The sequence below is a fragment of the Micromonospora sp. LOL_014 genome (assembly GCF_048060245.1).
Classification (GTDB): domain Bacteria; phylum Actinomycetota; class Actinomycetes; order Mycobacteriales; family Micromonosporaceae; genus Micromonospora_E.
On record NZ_JBHMIP010000033.1, the window covers coordinates 17,401 to 33,061 of the forward strand.

Consider the following 15,661-nt stretch of genomic DNA (forward strand, 5'->3'; position numbering starts at 1 on the left):
GCACAGCTACAGCTCCCTCTCCGACTCTTCCGTCGCCGGGGGCGGCAGCACCGCGCCCGGAGGCGGAGTCGCGGTGCCCCGGACCGGGCCGGTCGACCCGGTCGGGGACGGTTCCAATGCCACGGAAGCCGGCTCGTCGCCGGAACCGGTGCTGCCGTCGCCGACCGGCAGCACCGAGCCGCCGTCGACGATCGGCGTCGTGTCGCCGGCACCACCCGGCTGCCCGGCCGCTGGCAGGCCGGCCGCCTGCCGGCCCCGGGCGGTTCCCGCCTGCAACGCGGACATCAGGGACCGCACCTCCTGCGGGGACCGTTGCGGGGCTTCCCGCAGCTGACCGTCGGCTGCGGACGGATCGGGTGCCTGGCGCAGTTGGGGCGCCAGGCTGGACTGGCGTACCCGGCGCGGCAGGCCGTCCTCGGTGGTCGCGCCGGCACCGCTGGACCGCCGGGTCGGCAGGGTGGTGGGACGGCGGCGGGCCGGCGGCTGCGCCCCGGTTGGCTCCGCCGGCGGCGCGGAGGTCGGGCGGGCGGGCGGGTCCGGTGCCGGGCTCGACCGCACCGTGGTCAGTGCTGTGGGTGGCCGGCCGGACGGTAGCGCCAGCACCTCGGACTCGGGCACCACCAGCTCAGCCGGGATCAGCGTGACGGCGGTGATCCCGCCGAACGGTGACGGCCGGAGTCGGACCCGTACGCCGTGCTTGGCCGCCAACTGGGCGACGACGAACAGACCGAGCCGGGCGCTGTTGTGGGGGTCGAAGTTCGGCGACTCGGCGAGGCGCTGATTGGCATCCTCGACCGCGTCCGGTTCCATGCCGAGGCCCCGGTCCTCAACCTCGACCGCGTACCCCTTGGGCAGGCTCTGGCCGATCACGGTGACCCGGGTCTGCGGCGGGGAGAAGGACGTGGCGTTCTCGATCAGCTCGGCCAGCAGGTGGATGACGTCACCCACGGCCCGGCCGGCGACGGCTGCGGCCTCCACGGTCGTGACGTGCACCCGGGCGTAGTCCTCGACCTCGGAGACGGCCCCCCGGATCACGTCGACCACCGGTACCGGGTTGCGCCATCCCCGGCCCGGCGCAGCTCCTGCGAGGATCACCAGGTCCTCGGCGTGCCGGCGCATCCGGGTGGCCATGTGGTCGACCCGGAACAGGTCCTCCAGCTCCGTCGGATCGGTGCTGCGCCGTTCCATCCGGTCCAGTACGGCCAGCTGCCGGTGCAGCAGCGTCTGGCTGCGTCGGGCGATGTTGAGGAACGTCTCGTTCAGCCCACGACGCAGCGCCGCCTCCTCGACGGCCGACCGTACGGCGGTCCGCTGCACCTCACTGAACGCGTGCCCGACCTGGCCGATCTCGTCGGCGCCGTACTCCAGCGGCGGGGCTTCGGTGACGACGTCGACGTCCTCGCCGCGGCGTAGCCGGGCGACCACCCCGGGCAGCCGCTCGCCGGCCAGCTCCAGGGCGGCGGCGCGCAACCCGGTCAACCGGTGGATCAACGACCGGCCGACCCGCAGCGAGATGACCACGGAGACGATCACCGCGGCCAGGCCGACCAGTCCGGCTGCGGCGAGCCGGGCCAGGATGGCGATCGCGGTCGGCATGCTGCGTTCGGCCAGCGCGTCAGCGGCGAGCAGCTCGAAGTCCCGCAGCTGCTCCTGAACCGACTGGTAGCTGGCCCGCCAGCGGGACTCGGATACTGGCAGCCCGTCCTCGGCCGGCCCACCGGCGATCAGCGTGTCCTGCATCTGCCGCAGCCCGGTGTAGTCGTCACCGGCGGCAAGCTGGTGGTAGGTCCGGCTGTCCGGGTCGGGCAGCTCGGCCACCGCCCGGTCGAACAGCAACCGCTGGTTGGCGACGATTTGCACCAACTGCAGGTGGCCGGCGGGGGTCAGCTCGCCAGCGGCGAAGGCCCCGGCGAGCAGAGCGTCGGTCCGGCCGAGCAGATCACGGCCCAGGCCGATGTCGGTCAGCGCCCGCGCCTGCCGGTTGATCTCGTTGTCCGGCAGCCCGGCCAACGCTGCGAACATCTGGAACGCGGTGTCGACGATGCCGCTGTACAGGCCGAGCGCGCCGGCTGCGTCCATCTCCCGACGTTCGACGAACCCTCGGCCGGACGGCAGCAGCTCCAGCTCGGACAGGGTCGCCGCGATCCGCTCGTCCAGCACAGCCGGGTCCGCCGGCGGTTCGTCGCCGCGAGCGGAGCGCCGGAACTCGTCGATCGCCGCGTCGGTGGCCTTCCACTGGTCGCGCAACTGCCGCAGGTCACCGGCGCGCAGCGCGTTCTGCCCCTCGGCGCGGGACAGATACACCACGGAGAGCCGGCGTTCCCGCTGCAGCTCGGCCACCACCGCCTCGCCGGGGCGGCCGACGTCGTCGAGCAGTGCCTGGGCACCCAGCAGGCTCAGCGCCGGGCCGATGGTCAACGACGTCGCGAAGATCCACAGCGCCAGCAGCGCGGCGATCGGGACAGCGACCAGCGCAACGATCTTCGAGCGGATCGACCAGTTGCGGGTATTCATCAGACCTCGCCGGCGCGGTGGTGGCTGAGCTGGCGCGGCGGATGCGGAACCGACCGGTCCGGGTGAGTGGATGGTCAGTCGCGTCCGGCGCCTCCGGAAGGATACGTAATTAACGGCTCAGGCACTACCAGAGGCACCCAGCGGTCGATTGTGGGCACGGAGCGTCCCGAAAGCGGCCGCACCTGGCGGCATCCACGGTCGTTGTCCCGACCTGCAGCGAACCATCCCGGCGAGCGATCCGGATCAGATGCCGGCGAGGTCGTCAAGGAAATGTGACAAACCCGGATTGAGGAACCGGGTCGAGCGGGAATACCGGGGCGAGAAGGAGGAACAACCATGTCGCTCATCGAGATCGTCCTCATCGCCGCCGTACTTCTCGTCGCGCTCGCGGCGCTCGCCCTGCTCTGGATCCGGTGGCGGCGGCGCCACGACCTGCGTAGCACCTTCGGTCCGGAGTACGACCGGGTCGTCGCCGAGCAGGACAGCCGCAGCGCCGCCGAGCGCGAGCTCCGGCAGCGAGAACACCGGCACGCCGAGTTGACCCTGACCCCGCTGTCCGAAACGTCCCGCGCCCGCTACGCCGCCGCCTGGGCCGAGGTGCAGACCCGGTTCGTCGACGCACCCGGCGCCGCGGTCGGCGACGCCGACGAACTGCTCACCCGGCTGATCGCCGAGCTCGGCTACCCGACCGGCGACTACGACGAGCAGGTGGCTCAGCTCTCCGTGGAGCACGCCCGTACGCTCGGCAGGTACCGCGAGGCGCACGAGGTCCATCTGGCCAACGAGCGCGGGGAAGCGAGCACCGAGCAGTTGCGTCAGGCCGTGGTGCACTACCGGGCGCTCTTCGCAGAGCTGCTCGGCGAGGACCCCGTGCCCACCGCGGCACCGACCCAGCAAGCCTCGACCCCGACGGAAGCTTCGACCCGCTGAGGAGAGACACCATGGCCCGCACCGATCAGTGGCACGACGAACGTACCGAGGTCATCACCCCGAACAGCGGACCGGGCCGACCTGACGCCGGTCACGAACACGACGGATACGTTGACCCGGACCGTACCGAAATCGTCTCCGGCGTGGCGACGCCCGAGCGGAACGAGCCGGTCCACCACGAACCGGTCGAACAGCCGACCGCGTTCGGCGCCGCCACCGTCGGCGGTGCGGTCGCGGCCTCGGCGATGGCCGGCCCGGAGCGGCTGCACGAGCCGCGCGATCCCAGCGAGGACGACACCGTACGAGCGGGCGACGGCAGCGAACCACAGCAGACCCGGCAGCCGGCGCCAGCGGGAGTCTTCGCGGCGGAGCAGGCCGACGCGTTCCGGGACCGGTGGCGGGACGTGCAACTGCGCTTTGTCGACGACCCGCACGCCGCGGCGGGCGAGGCACAGAGCCTGGTGACGGAGGCCGTCGAGGCGCTCACCGCGGCGTTGACCGCGCAGCGCGACGAACTCGGCGGGTGGACCGACGCCGGCCCGGAGGACACCGAGCAACTGCGGATGGCGGTCCGCCGCTACCGGGACCTGCTGGACCGGGTGCTGTCGCTCTGAGCCTCGCCAGAAACCGACCTTCCCAATCTTTGCGACCTCCGGCACAGCTGGCGCCGGAGGTCGCGCATATCCGCCGGCCGGCGCCCGCGCATATCCGCCCCTGCCCCGGGTACCCCTGTCCTCGACGGCTCCGACGGGAGGGGGCAGCCATGACGGACCGGGACAATGCGATCGGCCGGGTGCCGCTGGAGGAGGAACCGGCAGTGGCGGCCGCTGTCGAGGACGACACCACGGTGCCGCTGCTGGTCACCGATCCGGACACGGAGCAGGACGGTCCGGATTTTCAGCCGCCGGACGGCCGGTCCGGCTCGGCACGGGTACGGACCGGCGCCGAGCAGCCGTGGGAGGCAGCGGATCTCGCAGTGGCCAAGGGTGGCGACGGCAGCCCGGGGCAGGTGGATCGGGCGCGTCAGGAACTGGAACGCGACGGTGCCGCAGCGATTGAACGCACCGTGCCCTGACCTGAGCGGTGCCGTGCGCCGACCGGGGTGATCCGGAGGGCGCTCGGTGACCAGAATGGGGCGGGGCCCGGTGCCGTGTCCGGCGCCGGGCCCCGCTCAGTGTCGAGCGTCCAGCCTTGTCACAACGGCGGGTACGCGTTCGCCATCAGCTCCTGGAACTGGGCCGAGAACCAGTGCCCGGAAACCGGCGCGCCCGGCAGGGCACCACTCATGTTGTTGTTGTTCCGCGGGTTACCCGTGTATGTCGGGTCACACATCCGGTCGAAACCCTTACCCTCGTCGTTCGGGATCTCCGAACTCGAACCGTCCGACTCACCCGGCGGCTTGATCCACACGTACGCGTCGATCCCACTCGCCGGCGCCGCGGTCGGACGCTCGCCCAGACCGGCACCCGACTGGTTGCACCAGTTGCCCTTCTGGAACCGTCGGTCGATCCGCGACTCGTCTACGCGGGTGTCCACATCGCCAGCGTTGCTCGGACCGGTCGGACGGTCCGGACCGCCCCAGCCGTTCCGCGACGTGTCGATCAGCATGCCGACGCTCGACGGGAATCCGGCCTGCACCAGCCCCTGCCGGAACGCCTGCGCGAACGTCAACTCGTCGTTGTAGTTGTTCCAGTCAATCCACGACGACTGACGGGTGTTGCTGTCCACCGTGATGTACGGCTCCTGCAACGCCGAGTAGTTCGCCGTGTTCGTGATGAACCCGTGGACGTCCGACGGCGACGCACCGGACGCGTTCGCCGCCTGCGCGATGATCTGCGCCGTCGGCCCGAAGTTGTCCTCCCAGCCGATCCAGCCGTGGTGCCCGGCGTCGATGTAGTTGTACACGTTCGGCACATCCGCCAACTGCGAGATCGCGTAGCCGACACCCGTCACGTAGTTGCCGTTCGCCAGCATTACGTCACACTCGGGCGTCGCCGTGACCCGGGAACCCACATTCGTCACCAGGTTCGGCAGTGAATCGATCTCGACCACCGCCACGATCCGCAGATTCCGGTACTCCGCCCGACCCACGATCTCCGCGATCGGATCGATGTAATCGTCCCGGTACGCGTCGATCTCGTCCGGACCCAGCTCACCGTTGGACGCCAACGCCGCACAGTCCCGACCCGGCAGGTTGTAGATCACGACCTGGAAGACCAGCGGGCGGCTACCGTTCGCCGCGTCCTGCCGCACCGCCTCGTCCAGATGGTCCGCCAGACCCATGTCACCGGTGGTCGGGCTGTTGTTGCCGTAGATCGCACTCGTGCGGTCCAGCCACACACCCGTCGGCTGATCAGCGATCCGGCTACCACCCGACTCAGCCGCCGCGTTCGCACTCCAGATCGGGTTCACGTACACGTCGGCACCCACGTACGGGTTGTCCACCCGCGGCCCGCTCGGCGGCGGGGACGTCGGCGGCGGGGCGGTCGTCGGCGGCGGCGCCGTCGTCGGGGGGGCGGTCGTCGGCGGGGCGGTCGTCGGCGGGGCGGTCGTCGGCGTGGTGCCGCCGTTGCACGCCACACCGTTGAGGCGGAACACCGTGGGCGCGGTGTTGGTGCCGGAGTAGCTCGCGTTGAAGCCGGGGTTGACGCTGGCGTTCGTACCCAGCGAGCCATTCCACGGCGCATTGCGCAGAGTCACCCGACTGCCACTCTGGGTGAATTCACTGTTCCACGCCTGGGTGATTTGCTGGTTGCCGGAGTAGTCCCACTCCAGGGCCCAACTGCTCAGCGGGTCACCCAGGTTGGTGATGGTCAGGTTGGCGGTGAATCCGGTGTTCCACTGGTTGACCGAGTAGTCGACCCGACACCCGGCGGCGGCGCTGGCCTGAGTGGCCGCGACCACGAGCACACCGGAGCCGAGTACGACCGCGGCGGCCGCGGACAGGCCGCGACGCATCCGCGAGCGCCCAGCGCCGCGTAGTGGATTGAGGTTCATGCGGAGTTGTCTCCTCGCGACATAACTGGTCGCCGGCACGACGGCCGGGGACCTTGGTGAGGTCGGTGCACCACCTGTCGTCGGAATGGACGACTCGGCGGTCGAATCGCCGACCGGAAGAACCGGTTGCCCTCGGCGAAACAGGTGCGCTTGGCTGGCTCCGCAGCGCCAATCGATCATCATCATGTCATGGGAACGCTCCCACCGCAACCGTCCGGAACCTGCTGGTGACGATTTCCCGCCCGGCACGGCTCTGCGGGCACGCCCGGCACCACTTCATGCCGGCCCTGATCGGACCCGCCACGCAACGGCGGATGTGACCCAGCCCACTGAGCCACGCGGGGTCCGAAATAACCGGCATATCAGGTTGTTGACCCCCGGTGATGGACCGCTAGTCAGTCCGGGCGGCTCGCGAACGGCCCCGCGTCGCCTGTGTCCCGCACCCTCCCCCACCCCCCGGAGGACACCGGCATGTCCGTCTACACCAACCCTCGCCTGCGCCCGACGCCGGCAGCGCCGCACCCGACCCCACCGCCGACCCGGCACGGCCCGCACCTGCCGTCGGTGACCGTCGTCATCCCCACCATCAACGAGGAACGGAACCTGCCGCACGTCTTCGCCCGGCTCCCCCGTGACGTCGACGAGGTCGTCGTCGTCGACGGCGGCTCGGTCGACCGTACGGTGCAGGTCGCCCGGGAACTCTGGCCGACGATGCGGATCGTTCGGCAGACCCGTACCGGCAAGGGCAACGCCCTCGCCTGCGGCTTCGCCGCCGCAACCAGCGACATCGTGGTGATGATCGATGCCGACGGGTCGACCGACCCGGCCGAGATCCCGCGCTTCGTCGCCGCGCTGCTCGCCGGAGCCGACTTCGCCAAGGGTTCCCGCTTCCGCGCCGGTGGCGGCAGCCACGACATCACCCCACTGCGCCGGCTCGGCAACGAAGGTCTCAACGGGATGGTCAACCTGCTGTTCGGCACCCGGTTCACCGACCTGTGTTACGGCTACAACGCCTTCTGGCGGCGGGTGGTCCCAGCGCTGGACCTGCCCGACCCGACCACCCCGGGACCCGCCGACGGCGGCAAGCTGTGGGGCGACGGCTTCGAGATCGAGACGTTGATCAACGTCCGGGTCGCCGCCCACGGGATGCGGATCACCGAGGTGCCCAGCATCGAGCACCTGCGGATCCACGGCGAGAGCAACCTCGACACGGTGCGTGACGGCACCCGGGTGCTGCGCACCATCCTCAGTGAGTTCGGCCGCGAACGCCGACTGCGCCGGACCCGCCGCCGGCAGCACCGCCGGCAGCGGACCGCCGCCGTACCGGTGACCGCCGAGGAGGGCTGAGTGATGCCCCGACCGACCGTCAGCGTGGTGGTCCCGACCCACCACCCGGACCGGCTCGCCGGGCTGCGTACCGCCGTCGAGTCCGTCCGCCGGCAGGACCTCGAACCGGCCGAGATCATCGTGGTGGTCGATCATCACCCGGCGCTCGCCGACCGGATCCGCCGGGAACTGCCCGCGGTGACCGTGCTCGACAACGCGTACCAGCGGGGTGTCTCCGGCAACCGCAACACCGGCGCCCGGCACGCCCGCACCGACCTGGTGGTGTTCCTCGACGACGACGTCGTCGCCCACCCCGGCTGGCTGGCCGGGCTGGTCGCCGCGTTCGCCGACCCCAACGTGATCGGGGCCGGCGGCGCCATCGAACCCGCCTGGGAACGGCACCAGCCCAGCTGGTTCCCCGCCGAGTTCCGGTGGGCGGTCGGCGGCTCGTACGCCGGCCAGCCGGTCCGGCCCGGACCGGTACGCAATGTCTGGTCGGCCAGCATGGCGGTACGCCGCGACGCGTTCCTCGCCGTCGGCGGTTTCCGCACCGGCTTCGGCAAGGTCGGCAACCGGGCACGGCCCGAGGACACCGAACTCTGCCTGCGGATGGCCGCAGTCATCGGCGGGCAGTGGTGGTACGTGCCCCAGGCGGTCATCTCGCACGGCGTGCCCGCCACGCACAGCACCTTCCGCTACTTCCTGCGCCGCTGCTACGCCGAAGGCCGCGGCAAGATCATGATGGCCGGGCTGCTCGACGGCGCACCCAGCCTCGGCGCCGAGCAGGACTACCTGCACCGTACGCTGCCCGCCGCACTGCGCCGGGAGACCGGGGCCGCCCTACGCGGGCGCGGCTACCGGCACGCCGCCCGAGCCGGCGCCATCCTCGCCGGCACCGCCGCCGCGGCCACGGGCGCGCTGACCGAACTCGCCGGCCGCACCGCACTGACCGGTGGGACCGTACCGGCCAGCCGGCGGCCGACCGGCGGGCCCGGCGCCGGCAGCCCGACTCCGTCCCCACGCCCACCGATCGGAGCCGCACGATGAACCCACGTACCTCTGTGCACTTCCCGGCCGGCACCGCGGACCGGATCTCGGCCACCGTCATCGACCTGGAAGTCACCGACCGGCTCCCGGACGTCCCCGGGACCGACCCGGCCGGCCGCCGGGTGGAACGCGCCTGGCTGCTGGTCCGCCAGTTCACCCAGCCGATCGGCGCGCTGCTGCTCGACGTACCGCCGCACGGGCTGACCGGCGCGGACCTCGCCGCCGCCGTCGACCGGGAGATCCCCCCGGCCGACCGGCCCGAACCCGGTTACCTGACCCGGCGGGCCGAGGTGCTCGACGACGCGCCGCACATCACCGTGGTCGTCTGCACCCGGGAACGGCCCGCCGGGCTGGCCCGCACCCTGGACAGCGTGCTGGCCCAGCAGTACCCCCGGTTCCGGGTGCTGGTGGTGGACAACGCGCCGGTCAGCGACGCCACCGTCCGGGTGGTCGCCCGCGCCGCCGGCGGCGGCGGGGCAGCCGACGGCCACGGGGCACCGGTCGACTACGTCCGCGAACCCCGGCCCGGGCTGTCGCACGCCCGCAACCGGGCGCTGCGTGCCACCGTCGGCGAGATCGTCGCCTGGATCGACGACGACGAGGTGGCCGACCCGCACTGGCTCGCCGAGATCGCCCGCGCCCTGGCCGACCACCCGCAGGCCGACGCGGTCACCGGAGCCATCGCGCCGGCCGAACTCGCCACTGACGCGCAGCTGTGGTTCGAGCAGTACGGCGGGCACAGCAAGGGCCGTGGCTTCACGCCGGACGTGTTCTCGCCGGCCACCGCGCACCGGCAGAGCCCGCTCTACCCGCTGCCGCCGTTCGGCGCCGGCGGCAACATGGCCTTCCGACCCGGCGTGCTGGAGCGCATCGGCGGCTTCGACACCGCGCTCGGCGCCGGCACCCCCGCGATGGGCTCCGAGGACACTCTGGCCCTGATGCAGGTGCTGGTCGCCGACGGCACCGTCGCCTACCAGCCCAGCGCCCTGGTCTGGCACCACCACCGCCGCGACCTGGCCGGGCTGCGCAACCAGCTGGTCGGCTACGGCACCGGGCTGACCGCCGCCTACACCAGTTTGCTGCTGCGCGAACCTCGGCTGCTCGGACCGCTGCTGCGGCTCGCCCCGACCGCGCTGCGCGACACGTTCGGCGGCGGTGGCGGGCAGCGGTTGGCCGGGCTGCGCGACGACTTCCCCCGCGAGCTGGTCGGCGCCAACCGGCGCGGGCTGCTCGCCGGGCCGGTCGCGTACCTGCGCAGCCGGATGGCCGGCCGACGGCTGAGCCGCCGGATGCGGGGCTGGCCGTGACCGCCGCCGGCACGACCGTCCCGCCACCGGCGGTGGTGGTGGTCCGCCGCCCGGCGCTGCTGCGCAGCGCGGCGGCGCTGATGACCTCCACGGTCGCCAGCGCCGCGCTCGGGTTCGTGTTCTGGGTGGTGGCCGCTCGCTGGTTCGCGCCGGAGGCGGTCGGCCGGGCGTCGGCGGCGGTGTCGGCGATGACGCTGCTGGCCGGGCTCGCCCAGCTCAACCTGATCAACCTGTACGCCCGGTTCCTGCCCGGCGCCGGCCGGCACACCCGCCGACTGGTGCTCACCGGCTACGCCGCGTCGGCGGCAATGTCACTGCTGCTCAGCGGCGGGTTCCTGGCCCTCGGCATGGGCACCGGCATCATCGGCCCGGCACCGACGCAGCGGCTGTTCTTCGTTGCCGCCGTGGTCGGCACAGCGATCTTCTTCATCACCGACGGGGTGCTGACCGCGCTGCGGCGGGCCGGCAGCGTACCGGCGAAGAACGTGGTCGCGTCCACCGCCAAGGTGGCGCTGCTGCCGCTGCTGGCCGGCACCGCCGCCGGCGACGGCATGCTGGTCGCCTGGTCGGTGCCGATGCTGGCGACCATGCTCGGGGTCAACTGGTGGGTGCTGGCCCGGCTCGCCCCGGCGCACGCCCGCACCGCACCGGCGGCGCCGGCCCCGGCCCGGCGGGAACTGCTCGGCTTCGCCTCCGCCGAGTACGTCAACGGGCTGCTCACCAACGCCGTCGCGTACCTGCCGCCGGTGCTGGTCGCCAGCGTGCTGGGCGCCACCGCCAGCGCCTACTTCTACATCCCGTGGGTGATCGGGGTGGCCGGCAGCACGCTGCTGTGGAACGTCGTCACCTCGTTCGTGGTCACCGCGTCCAGCGACGCGGCGGCGGCCCGGGCACACGTCGACCGGGCGGTCCTGCTGGTCGCCGCAGTGGTGCTGCCGGGTGCGGCGGTGCTCGCCGGGGCGGCCGGGCCGCTGCTGCGGCTGCTCGGCGGGCAGTACGCCGTCGAGGGTGCCGACACACTGCGGCTGATCGGGCTGTCGCTGCCGTTCACCGGGGTGATCCTGCTCTACTGCGCGTTCGCGATGATGGAGAAGCGGATGTGGCCGGTGGTGACCGTGCAGTCGGTCGGCACCGCCGCGTTCCTGCTGGTCAGCTGGGTCGGGTTGCCCCGGGTCGGAATCATCGCGCCGGCGGCCGCGCTGTGTATGGCACAGGCCGCGGTGGCGATCGTGCTGCTTCCCGGGCTGATCCGCCGCTACCGGGCGACCGGCGACGCGACCAGCGCCCCGGCCTGGGCCCGACGTTCCGCCGAGTCCGGGACCGTTACCGCCGACACCGGAGGTGCCGGATGACCGATCTCGCCCTGCGTCCCGTCCGCCCGCTCCCCGTTAGCCCACTCCCCGAGCCAGCGGCCGCGCCGACGCGGGCCGTGGGGCGGGCGGCGACCCGGGCCGGGCGCACCGCTCAGGCGTACACCGGCCTGGTCGTCGCGGTCCTGGCCCTGTCCGGCCTGGCCGTGGGCGGCCCGTGGCAGGCCCCGGCCGCGGTCGCGTTCGCCGCCCTGGGTCCGGGTGCCGCGCTGCTCAGCCACCTGACCGTCCGGCCGACGGCGACCCGGTGGGCGACGACCGTACTGGCCAGCCTGGCCGGGTACGTGGCCGTGGCCACCGGGTCGGTCTGGGCCGGCTGGTGGCAGCCCAGGCTGGCCGTCGGCGCGCTGGCGGTGGCGGTGGCAGCCGTCAGCGCCGCCGGTCTGCTCCGGGCCGCGCCGGCGGCACGCCAGGGCTCCCACCCGGACCCGGCCCGACGGCCGGTCGTTGCCGGGAGGCTGACGCTGCCGGGTGCCGGGCGGCCGCTGCTGGCACACGCCGCGGTGATCGGCGTGGCGCTGGCGCTGTGGTGGGTCGCGGTGTCCAGCACCGATGTGACCCGGGTGGGCGATTTCGGGCTGCTCGCCACCGTCAGTCCGTTCTTCCTGGCCGCCGTGGCGCTCACCGTCGCCGGCTTCGTCACCGCGCTCGCCGGGCTGCGGCCAGCCGCCGGGCGGGCGACCGGGCGCGGGCTGGCCGCCGCCGGCTACCTGGTGCTGCTGGTCGTGCTGCTGCACGGCACCACCCCGCTGCTACTCGACCAACCGCAGTACGCCTGGACGTACAAGCACCTCGGGGTGATCGAGTTCATCGCGGCCGGCAACCCGGTCGACGCGGCGACCGACATCTACCAGCAGTGGCCGGCGCTGTTCGCCGGTGCCGCGCAGCTCGGCGCGGCCGGTGGCATCGCCCCGGCGACGCTGGCCGACTGGTCGTCGGTCTTCTTCAACCTGGCTGCGGCCCCGGTGCTGTACGCCATCGCGCGGACCCTCGTTGACGACCGACGGGTGGCGTACCTGACCGTGTTCGGCTTCTTCGCGGTCAACTGGGTGGAGGAGGACTACCTCTCCCCGCAGGCGTTCGGCTTCCTGCTCAGCCTCGGGGTGCTGCTGATCGTGCTGACCTGGCTGCGTGCACCGGCCGGAGCCGACGCGACGGGCCGTCGGGTCGGAACGGGCCGCGTCCGGGCCGGTGCGACGGTGGCGGCGTTGGCGCTGCTGGCCGTGCTGACCGCCGCCCACCAACTGTCGCCGTACCTGGTGGTGGCGCAGGTGGCCGTGCTGGCCGTGCCGCGGCTGGTCCGGCCCCGCTGGCTGCCGCTGGCGATGGGCGTGGTCGTGCTCGGCTACCTGCTGCCCCGGTTCGGGTTCGTGTCGGAGGCGTTCGGCGTCTTCGACGGGTTCGACATCTTCTCCAACGCCGCCGGCAACGCCGAGGGCTGGGGCTCGACCGGGCAGGCGTTCTCGGCAATCGTGGTCCGTACACTCGCGCTGACCGTCTGGGCGCTGACCGTGCTGGCGGTGCTGGCGTACCGTCGCCGGCTGCGGACCGTGCTGGTGCCGGCGCTGCTGGCCGCCACGCCGTTCGTCCTGCTCGCGGCGCAGAGCTACGGCGGCGAGGCGATCTACCGGGTGTTCCTGTTCTCCGCGCCGTGGTGCGCCTTCCTGATCGCCCGCGCGGTGGTCGACCGGGCCGACCGGCGCCTCGACCGGGTCGACGGCCGTCAGGACGAGTGGCGGCGCGGCGACCGCCGGCGGCGGTGGCTGGGGCCGGTCGCGGCGGTGGCCGTGGCCGTGGCGCTCGGCGGCTTCGCCCTCGGCACGGTGCAGGGTCGGCACGGACAGCTGGCGGTGGACCGGCAGACCGCCGACGAGGTGGCCGCCGCCAGCCAGCTGTACGCCACCGCCGAGCCCGGTGCCACCATCGCGGTCGCCACCTCCAATTTCCCCAGTCGGCTGACGGCGGCGTACCCGCGGTTCAACACCGACGTGCCGGCCGGCGAGCCGGACCTGGTGGTCGGGGCGCAGCTGCGCGGTGCCGCGCTGGACGGCGAGCACCTGCCGGCGGTCGAGGAGTTCCTCCGCTCGTTCAGCGGCGACCCGGCGTACCTGGTGATCAGCGACGGGATGCGGCGGCAGTCCGACTACTTCGGCTACTTCCCGCCCGGCTCGTTGGACCGGCTGCAACGGTTGCTGGACGGCCGGGACGGCTGGTCGGTCTTCCAACGTAGCGCCGACGTCACCGTCTACCGGTACGCCGGACGTCAGGCCGGAGCGTAGATGGCGACCCAGTCGACCTGCAGGTTCACCACGTCCGGCGTGGTCTCGTCCGGGCAGGCCTCCCAGGTGTGCCCGCAGTACCACGCCTGGCTCTGCAGGGCCAGCGCCATCGGCTCGTCCGGCACCTGGTCGCCGGTGATCGTCGCCCACGGCTCGCCATCCAAAGTGTAGACCAGCCGGTCGGGCGTCCACTCCAGACCTGCGGTGTGCCAGCGGGTGAAGTCACCACCGACGTCGTGCTCGATCGGGTCGCCGGTGACCGGATGCAGCACCCCGTACATCCGGTCCCGGCCCTTGCCGTTGTCCTCGGCGATGTCGATCTCCGGCGGGTAGACGTTGTCACCCGGCCAGAGCAGCAGCGCATACGCGATCCCGGTGCCCTGATCCATCCGGAACCGGATGTCGTACCGGCCGTAGCTGCGGGTCACCACCCGCCGGTTGGACACCCCACCGGTGACGTAGATGTTGTCCCGGCCGGCCTCGCGCCAGCCACCGATGGTCAGCATGCCGGCTCCGACCGACACGTGGCCGGGGTCGAACCAACCGCCGGGATCCCCGTCCGGCTGCCCCGAGTAGGCGAACCAGTCGTCACTCAGTCCGGTGCCGTCGAAGTCGTCGACGAAGATCTGCCGCCAGCTGGGCAGATCGCCGATGGGCGGGGCGATCCCGGACGGATTCGTCGTCCGGTCGCCGCCGGCCGTGGTGGGTGGCGGTCCGGCCGGCGGGGGTCCGCCACCGGGATCCGGCTGACGGGTCTGGCCCGGCTGGTCCGGCTGACGGGTCTGGCCCGGCTGGTCCGGCTGGTCGGCGCGGTGCTGCAGCAGCGGGACCACCACGCCGAGGGTCAGCACCAGCGCGGCGAGGCCGGCGGTAACCGCCAGCGGGCCGCCGCGTCGCCACCAGGGGCGGGCCGTCACGTCAGCTGCCGGCCGGCCCGCCGGGCCACCCTACGGGTCAGTCGCCAGGCGGGCTGGGCCAGTCGCTTGGCCTGCGGCACCATCCGGGGTCCGCCGGTGCGGACCAGGTCGAGCAGGGCGGCGCCGTCGTGGTCACCGGTGGGCAGCAGCCGGGGTACGGCGAGCCGCCGGTCACCCGGCCGGTACCGCCGCCGACCCACCTCGCACGCGTTGTCGTGCCCGGCCCGGCGGACCGCAGCCCGGACCCGCCAGTCGTGGTAGCCGTGCGGATAGCAGAACGACCGGACCGGGGCGCCGAACCGTTGTTCGAGACGGTCCCGGGCGGCAACGATCTCGTCCGTCACCCGCTGCGGCGGCAGGACGTCGAGGGGGTGGTGCAGCAGGCCATGTGAGCCGAGCTCGACCCGGCCCGACCCGGCCACCTCGTCCAGCTGGGTCCAGTCGAGCAGGGGGCCGAACTCGTCGGCCCACTGGCCCAACCAGTCGGGGTACTGCCCGAGGTGGCCGACCGACGGGTAGAGGGTGGCCCGGGCGTTCGCGGCGTCGAGCAGCGGCAGCGCGCGGGTGAGGAAGTCGGCGTACCCGTCGTCGAAGGTGAGGGCGACCATCGACGGTGCCGGCCGGTTGCGGTCGATCGCCACGTCGTCGAGCAGGTCGAGGGCCTCACTGAGGCCGACCATCCGGTAGCCGGCGTCAGCGAGCGCGGCGAGCTGTTCGGCGAACCGGGTCGGTCCGACGGCGAGTGACCGCAGCGGCCCCCGGACGGCCGGGGAGATCGAGTGGTACATCAGCACGGGCAGTGCCGGTTGCGCGGCACTCGGGCGCGCCGCGGAACTGTACGCCGGAGGCTCGGACCCGGTCATCCGGGGTGTCTACCCGGCCTGCGCTGGGCAAACCTGTTCCCCGGCCCCTGCTTCACGTCACCGGCCCGCTCGACGTCACCTGCCCTGCTCACCGCTGACCGCCCTGCTCAG

Annotated in this window: 12 protein-coding genes; 8 read left to right on the forward strand and 4 right to left on the reverse strand. The window is 72.8% G+C overall.

Annotation, left to right across the window (positions count from 1 at the left end):
* Positions 1 to 6: 6 nt before the first annotated feature.
* Positions 7 to 2,514 carry a nitrate- and nitrite sensing domain-containing protein gene (locus tag ACFHW1_RS24520; RefSeq protein ID WP_416569062.1) on the reverse strand — a complete coding sequence of 836 codons (2,508 nt, stop codon included), beginning with the start codon at positions 2,512 to 2,514 and terminating at the stop codon, positions 7 to 9.
* Between the two features lie 336 nt (positions 2,515 to 2,850).
* Between ACFHW1_RS24520 and ACFHW1_RS24525 the strand changes: the two genes are divergently transcribed.
* From ACFHW1_RS24525 to ACFHW1_RS24535, 3 genes are all read left to right on the forward strand, one after another.
* Entirely contained in the window at positions 2,851 to 3,444 is a 594-nt protein-coding gene (locus ACFHW1_RS24525; protein ID WP_416553493.1) for a hypothetical protein, read from the forward strand.
* A gap of 11 nt (positions 3,445 to 3,455) precedes the next feature.
* Positions 3,456 to 4,058, forward strand: a complete 603-nt coding sequence (locus tag ACFHW1_RS24530) for a hypothetical protein (RefSeq protein ID WP_416553491.1) — start codon at positions 3,456 to 3,458, stop codon at positions 4,056 to 4,058.
* Between the two features lie 149 nt (positions 4,059 to 4,207).
* A complete protein-coding gene (locus ACFHW1_RS24535) occupies positions 4,208 to 4,519 on the forward strand; it encodes a hypothetical protein (protein WP_416616169.1) in 312 nt (103 codons plus the stop codon).
* Between the two features lie 119 nt (positions 4,520 to 4,638).
* Here the strand turns inward: ACFHW1_RS24535 and ACFHW1_RS24540 are convergent, their stop codons facing one another.
* Complete coding sequence (locus ACFHW1_RS24540; RefSeq protein ID WP_416616171.1) at positions 4,639 to 6,441, reverse strand: glycoside hydrolase family 6 protein; 1,803 nt, start codon at positions 6,439 to 6,441, stop codon at positions 4,639 to 4,641.
* A 471-nt stretch (positions 6,442 to 6,912) separates the two neighbouring features.
* Here ACFHW1_RS24540 and ACFHW1_RS24545 point away from each other — a divergent pair, with 471 nt between their 5' ends.
* The 5 genes from ACFHW1_RS24545 to ACFHW1_RS24565 are packed head-to-tail and all read left to right on the forward strand — an operon-like array spanning position 6,913 to position 13,770.
* On the forward strand, positions 6,913 to 7,788 hold the full coding sequence (locus tag ACFHW1_RS24545; protein WP_416616173.1) for a glycosyltransferase family 2 protein: 876 nt from the start codon (positions 6,913 to 6,915) through the stop codon (positions 7,786 to 7,788).
* A gap of 3 nt (positions 7,789 to 7,791) precedes the next feature.
* Positions 7,792 to 8,814 (forward strand): glycosyltransferase family 2 protein, encoded by a 1,023-nt coding sequence (locus ACFHW1_RS24550; RefSeq protein WP_416616175.1) that lies wholly within the window; start codon positions 7,792 to 7,794, stop codon positions 8,812 to 8,814.
* Positions 8,811 to 10,121 (forward strand): glycosyltransferase, encoded by a 1,311-nt coding sequence (locus ACFHW1_RS24555; protein WP_416616177.1) that lies wholly within the window; start codon positions 8,811 to 8,813, stop codon positions 10,119 to 10,121. The genes ACFHW1_RS24550 and ACFHW1_RS24555 overlap by 4 nt, the downstream gene beginning before the upstream one ends.
* Positions 10,118 to 11,473 (forward strand): lipopolysaccharide biosynthesis protein, encoded by a 1,356-nt coding sequence (locus ACFHW1_RS24560; RefSeq protein ID WP_416616179.1) that lies wholly within the window; start codon positions 10,118 to 10,120, stop codon positions 11,471 to 11,473. The genes ACFHW1_RS24555 and ACFHW1_RS24560 overlap by 4 nt, the downstream gene beginning before the upstream one ends.
* Positions 11,470 to 13,770, forward strand: coding sequence for a hypothetical protein (locus ACFHW1_RS24565; RefSeq protein ID WP_416616181.1), 2,301 nt, complete (start codon positions 11,470 to 11,472; stop codon positions 13,768 to 13,770). Before ACFHW1_RS24560 ends, ACFHW1_RS24565 begins: the two co-directional genes overlap by 4 nt.
* On the opposite strand, the gene ACFHW1_RS24570 is transcribed toward ACFHW1_RS24565, so the two are convergent.
* Together ACFHW1_RS24570 and ACFHW1_RS24575 are read right to left on the reverse strand one after the other, a co-directional pair.
* Positions 13,755 to 14,687: a family 16 glycosylhydrolase gene (locus ACFHW1_RS24570; protein WP_416553475.1), complete on the reverse strand. Its 933-nt coding sequence runs from the start codon at positions 14,685 to 14,687 to the stop codon at positions 13,755 to 13,757. The genes ACFHW1_RS24565 and ACFHW1_RS24570 overlap by 16 nt on opposite strands.
* Complete coding sequence (locus tag ACFHW1_RS24575) at positions 14,684 to 15,550, reverse strand: polysaccharide deacetylase family protein (protein ID WP_416553473.1); 867 nt, start codon at positions 15,548 to 15,550, stop codon at positions 14,684 to 14,686. The genes ACFHW1_RS24570 and ACFHW1_RS24575 overlap by 4 nt, the downstream gene beginning before the upstream one ends.
* Positions 15,551 to 15,661: the final 111 nt, after the last annotated feature.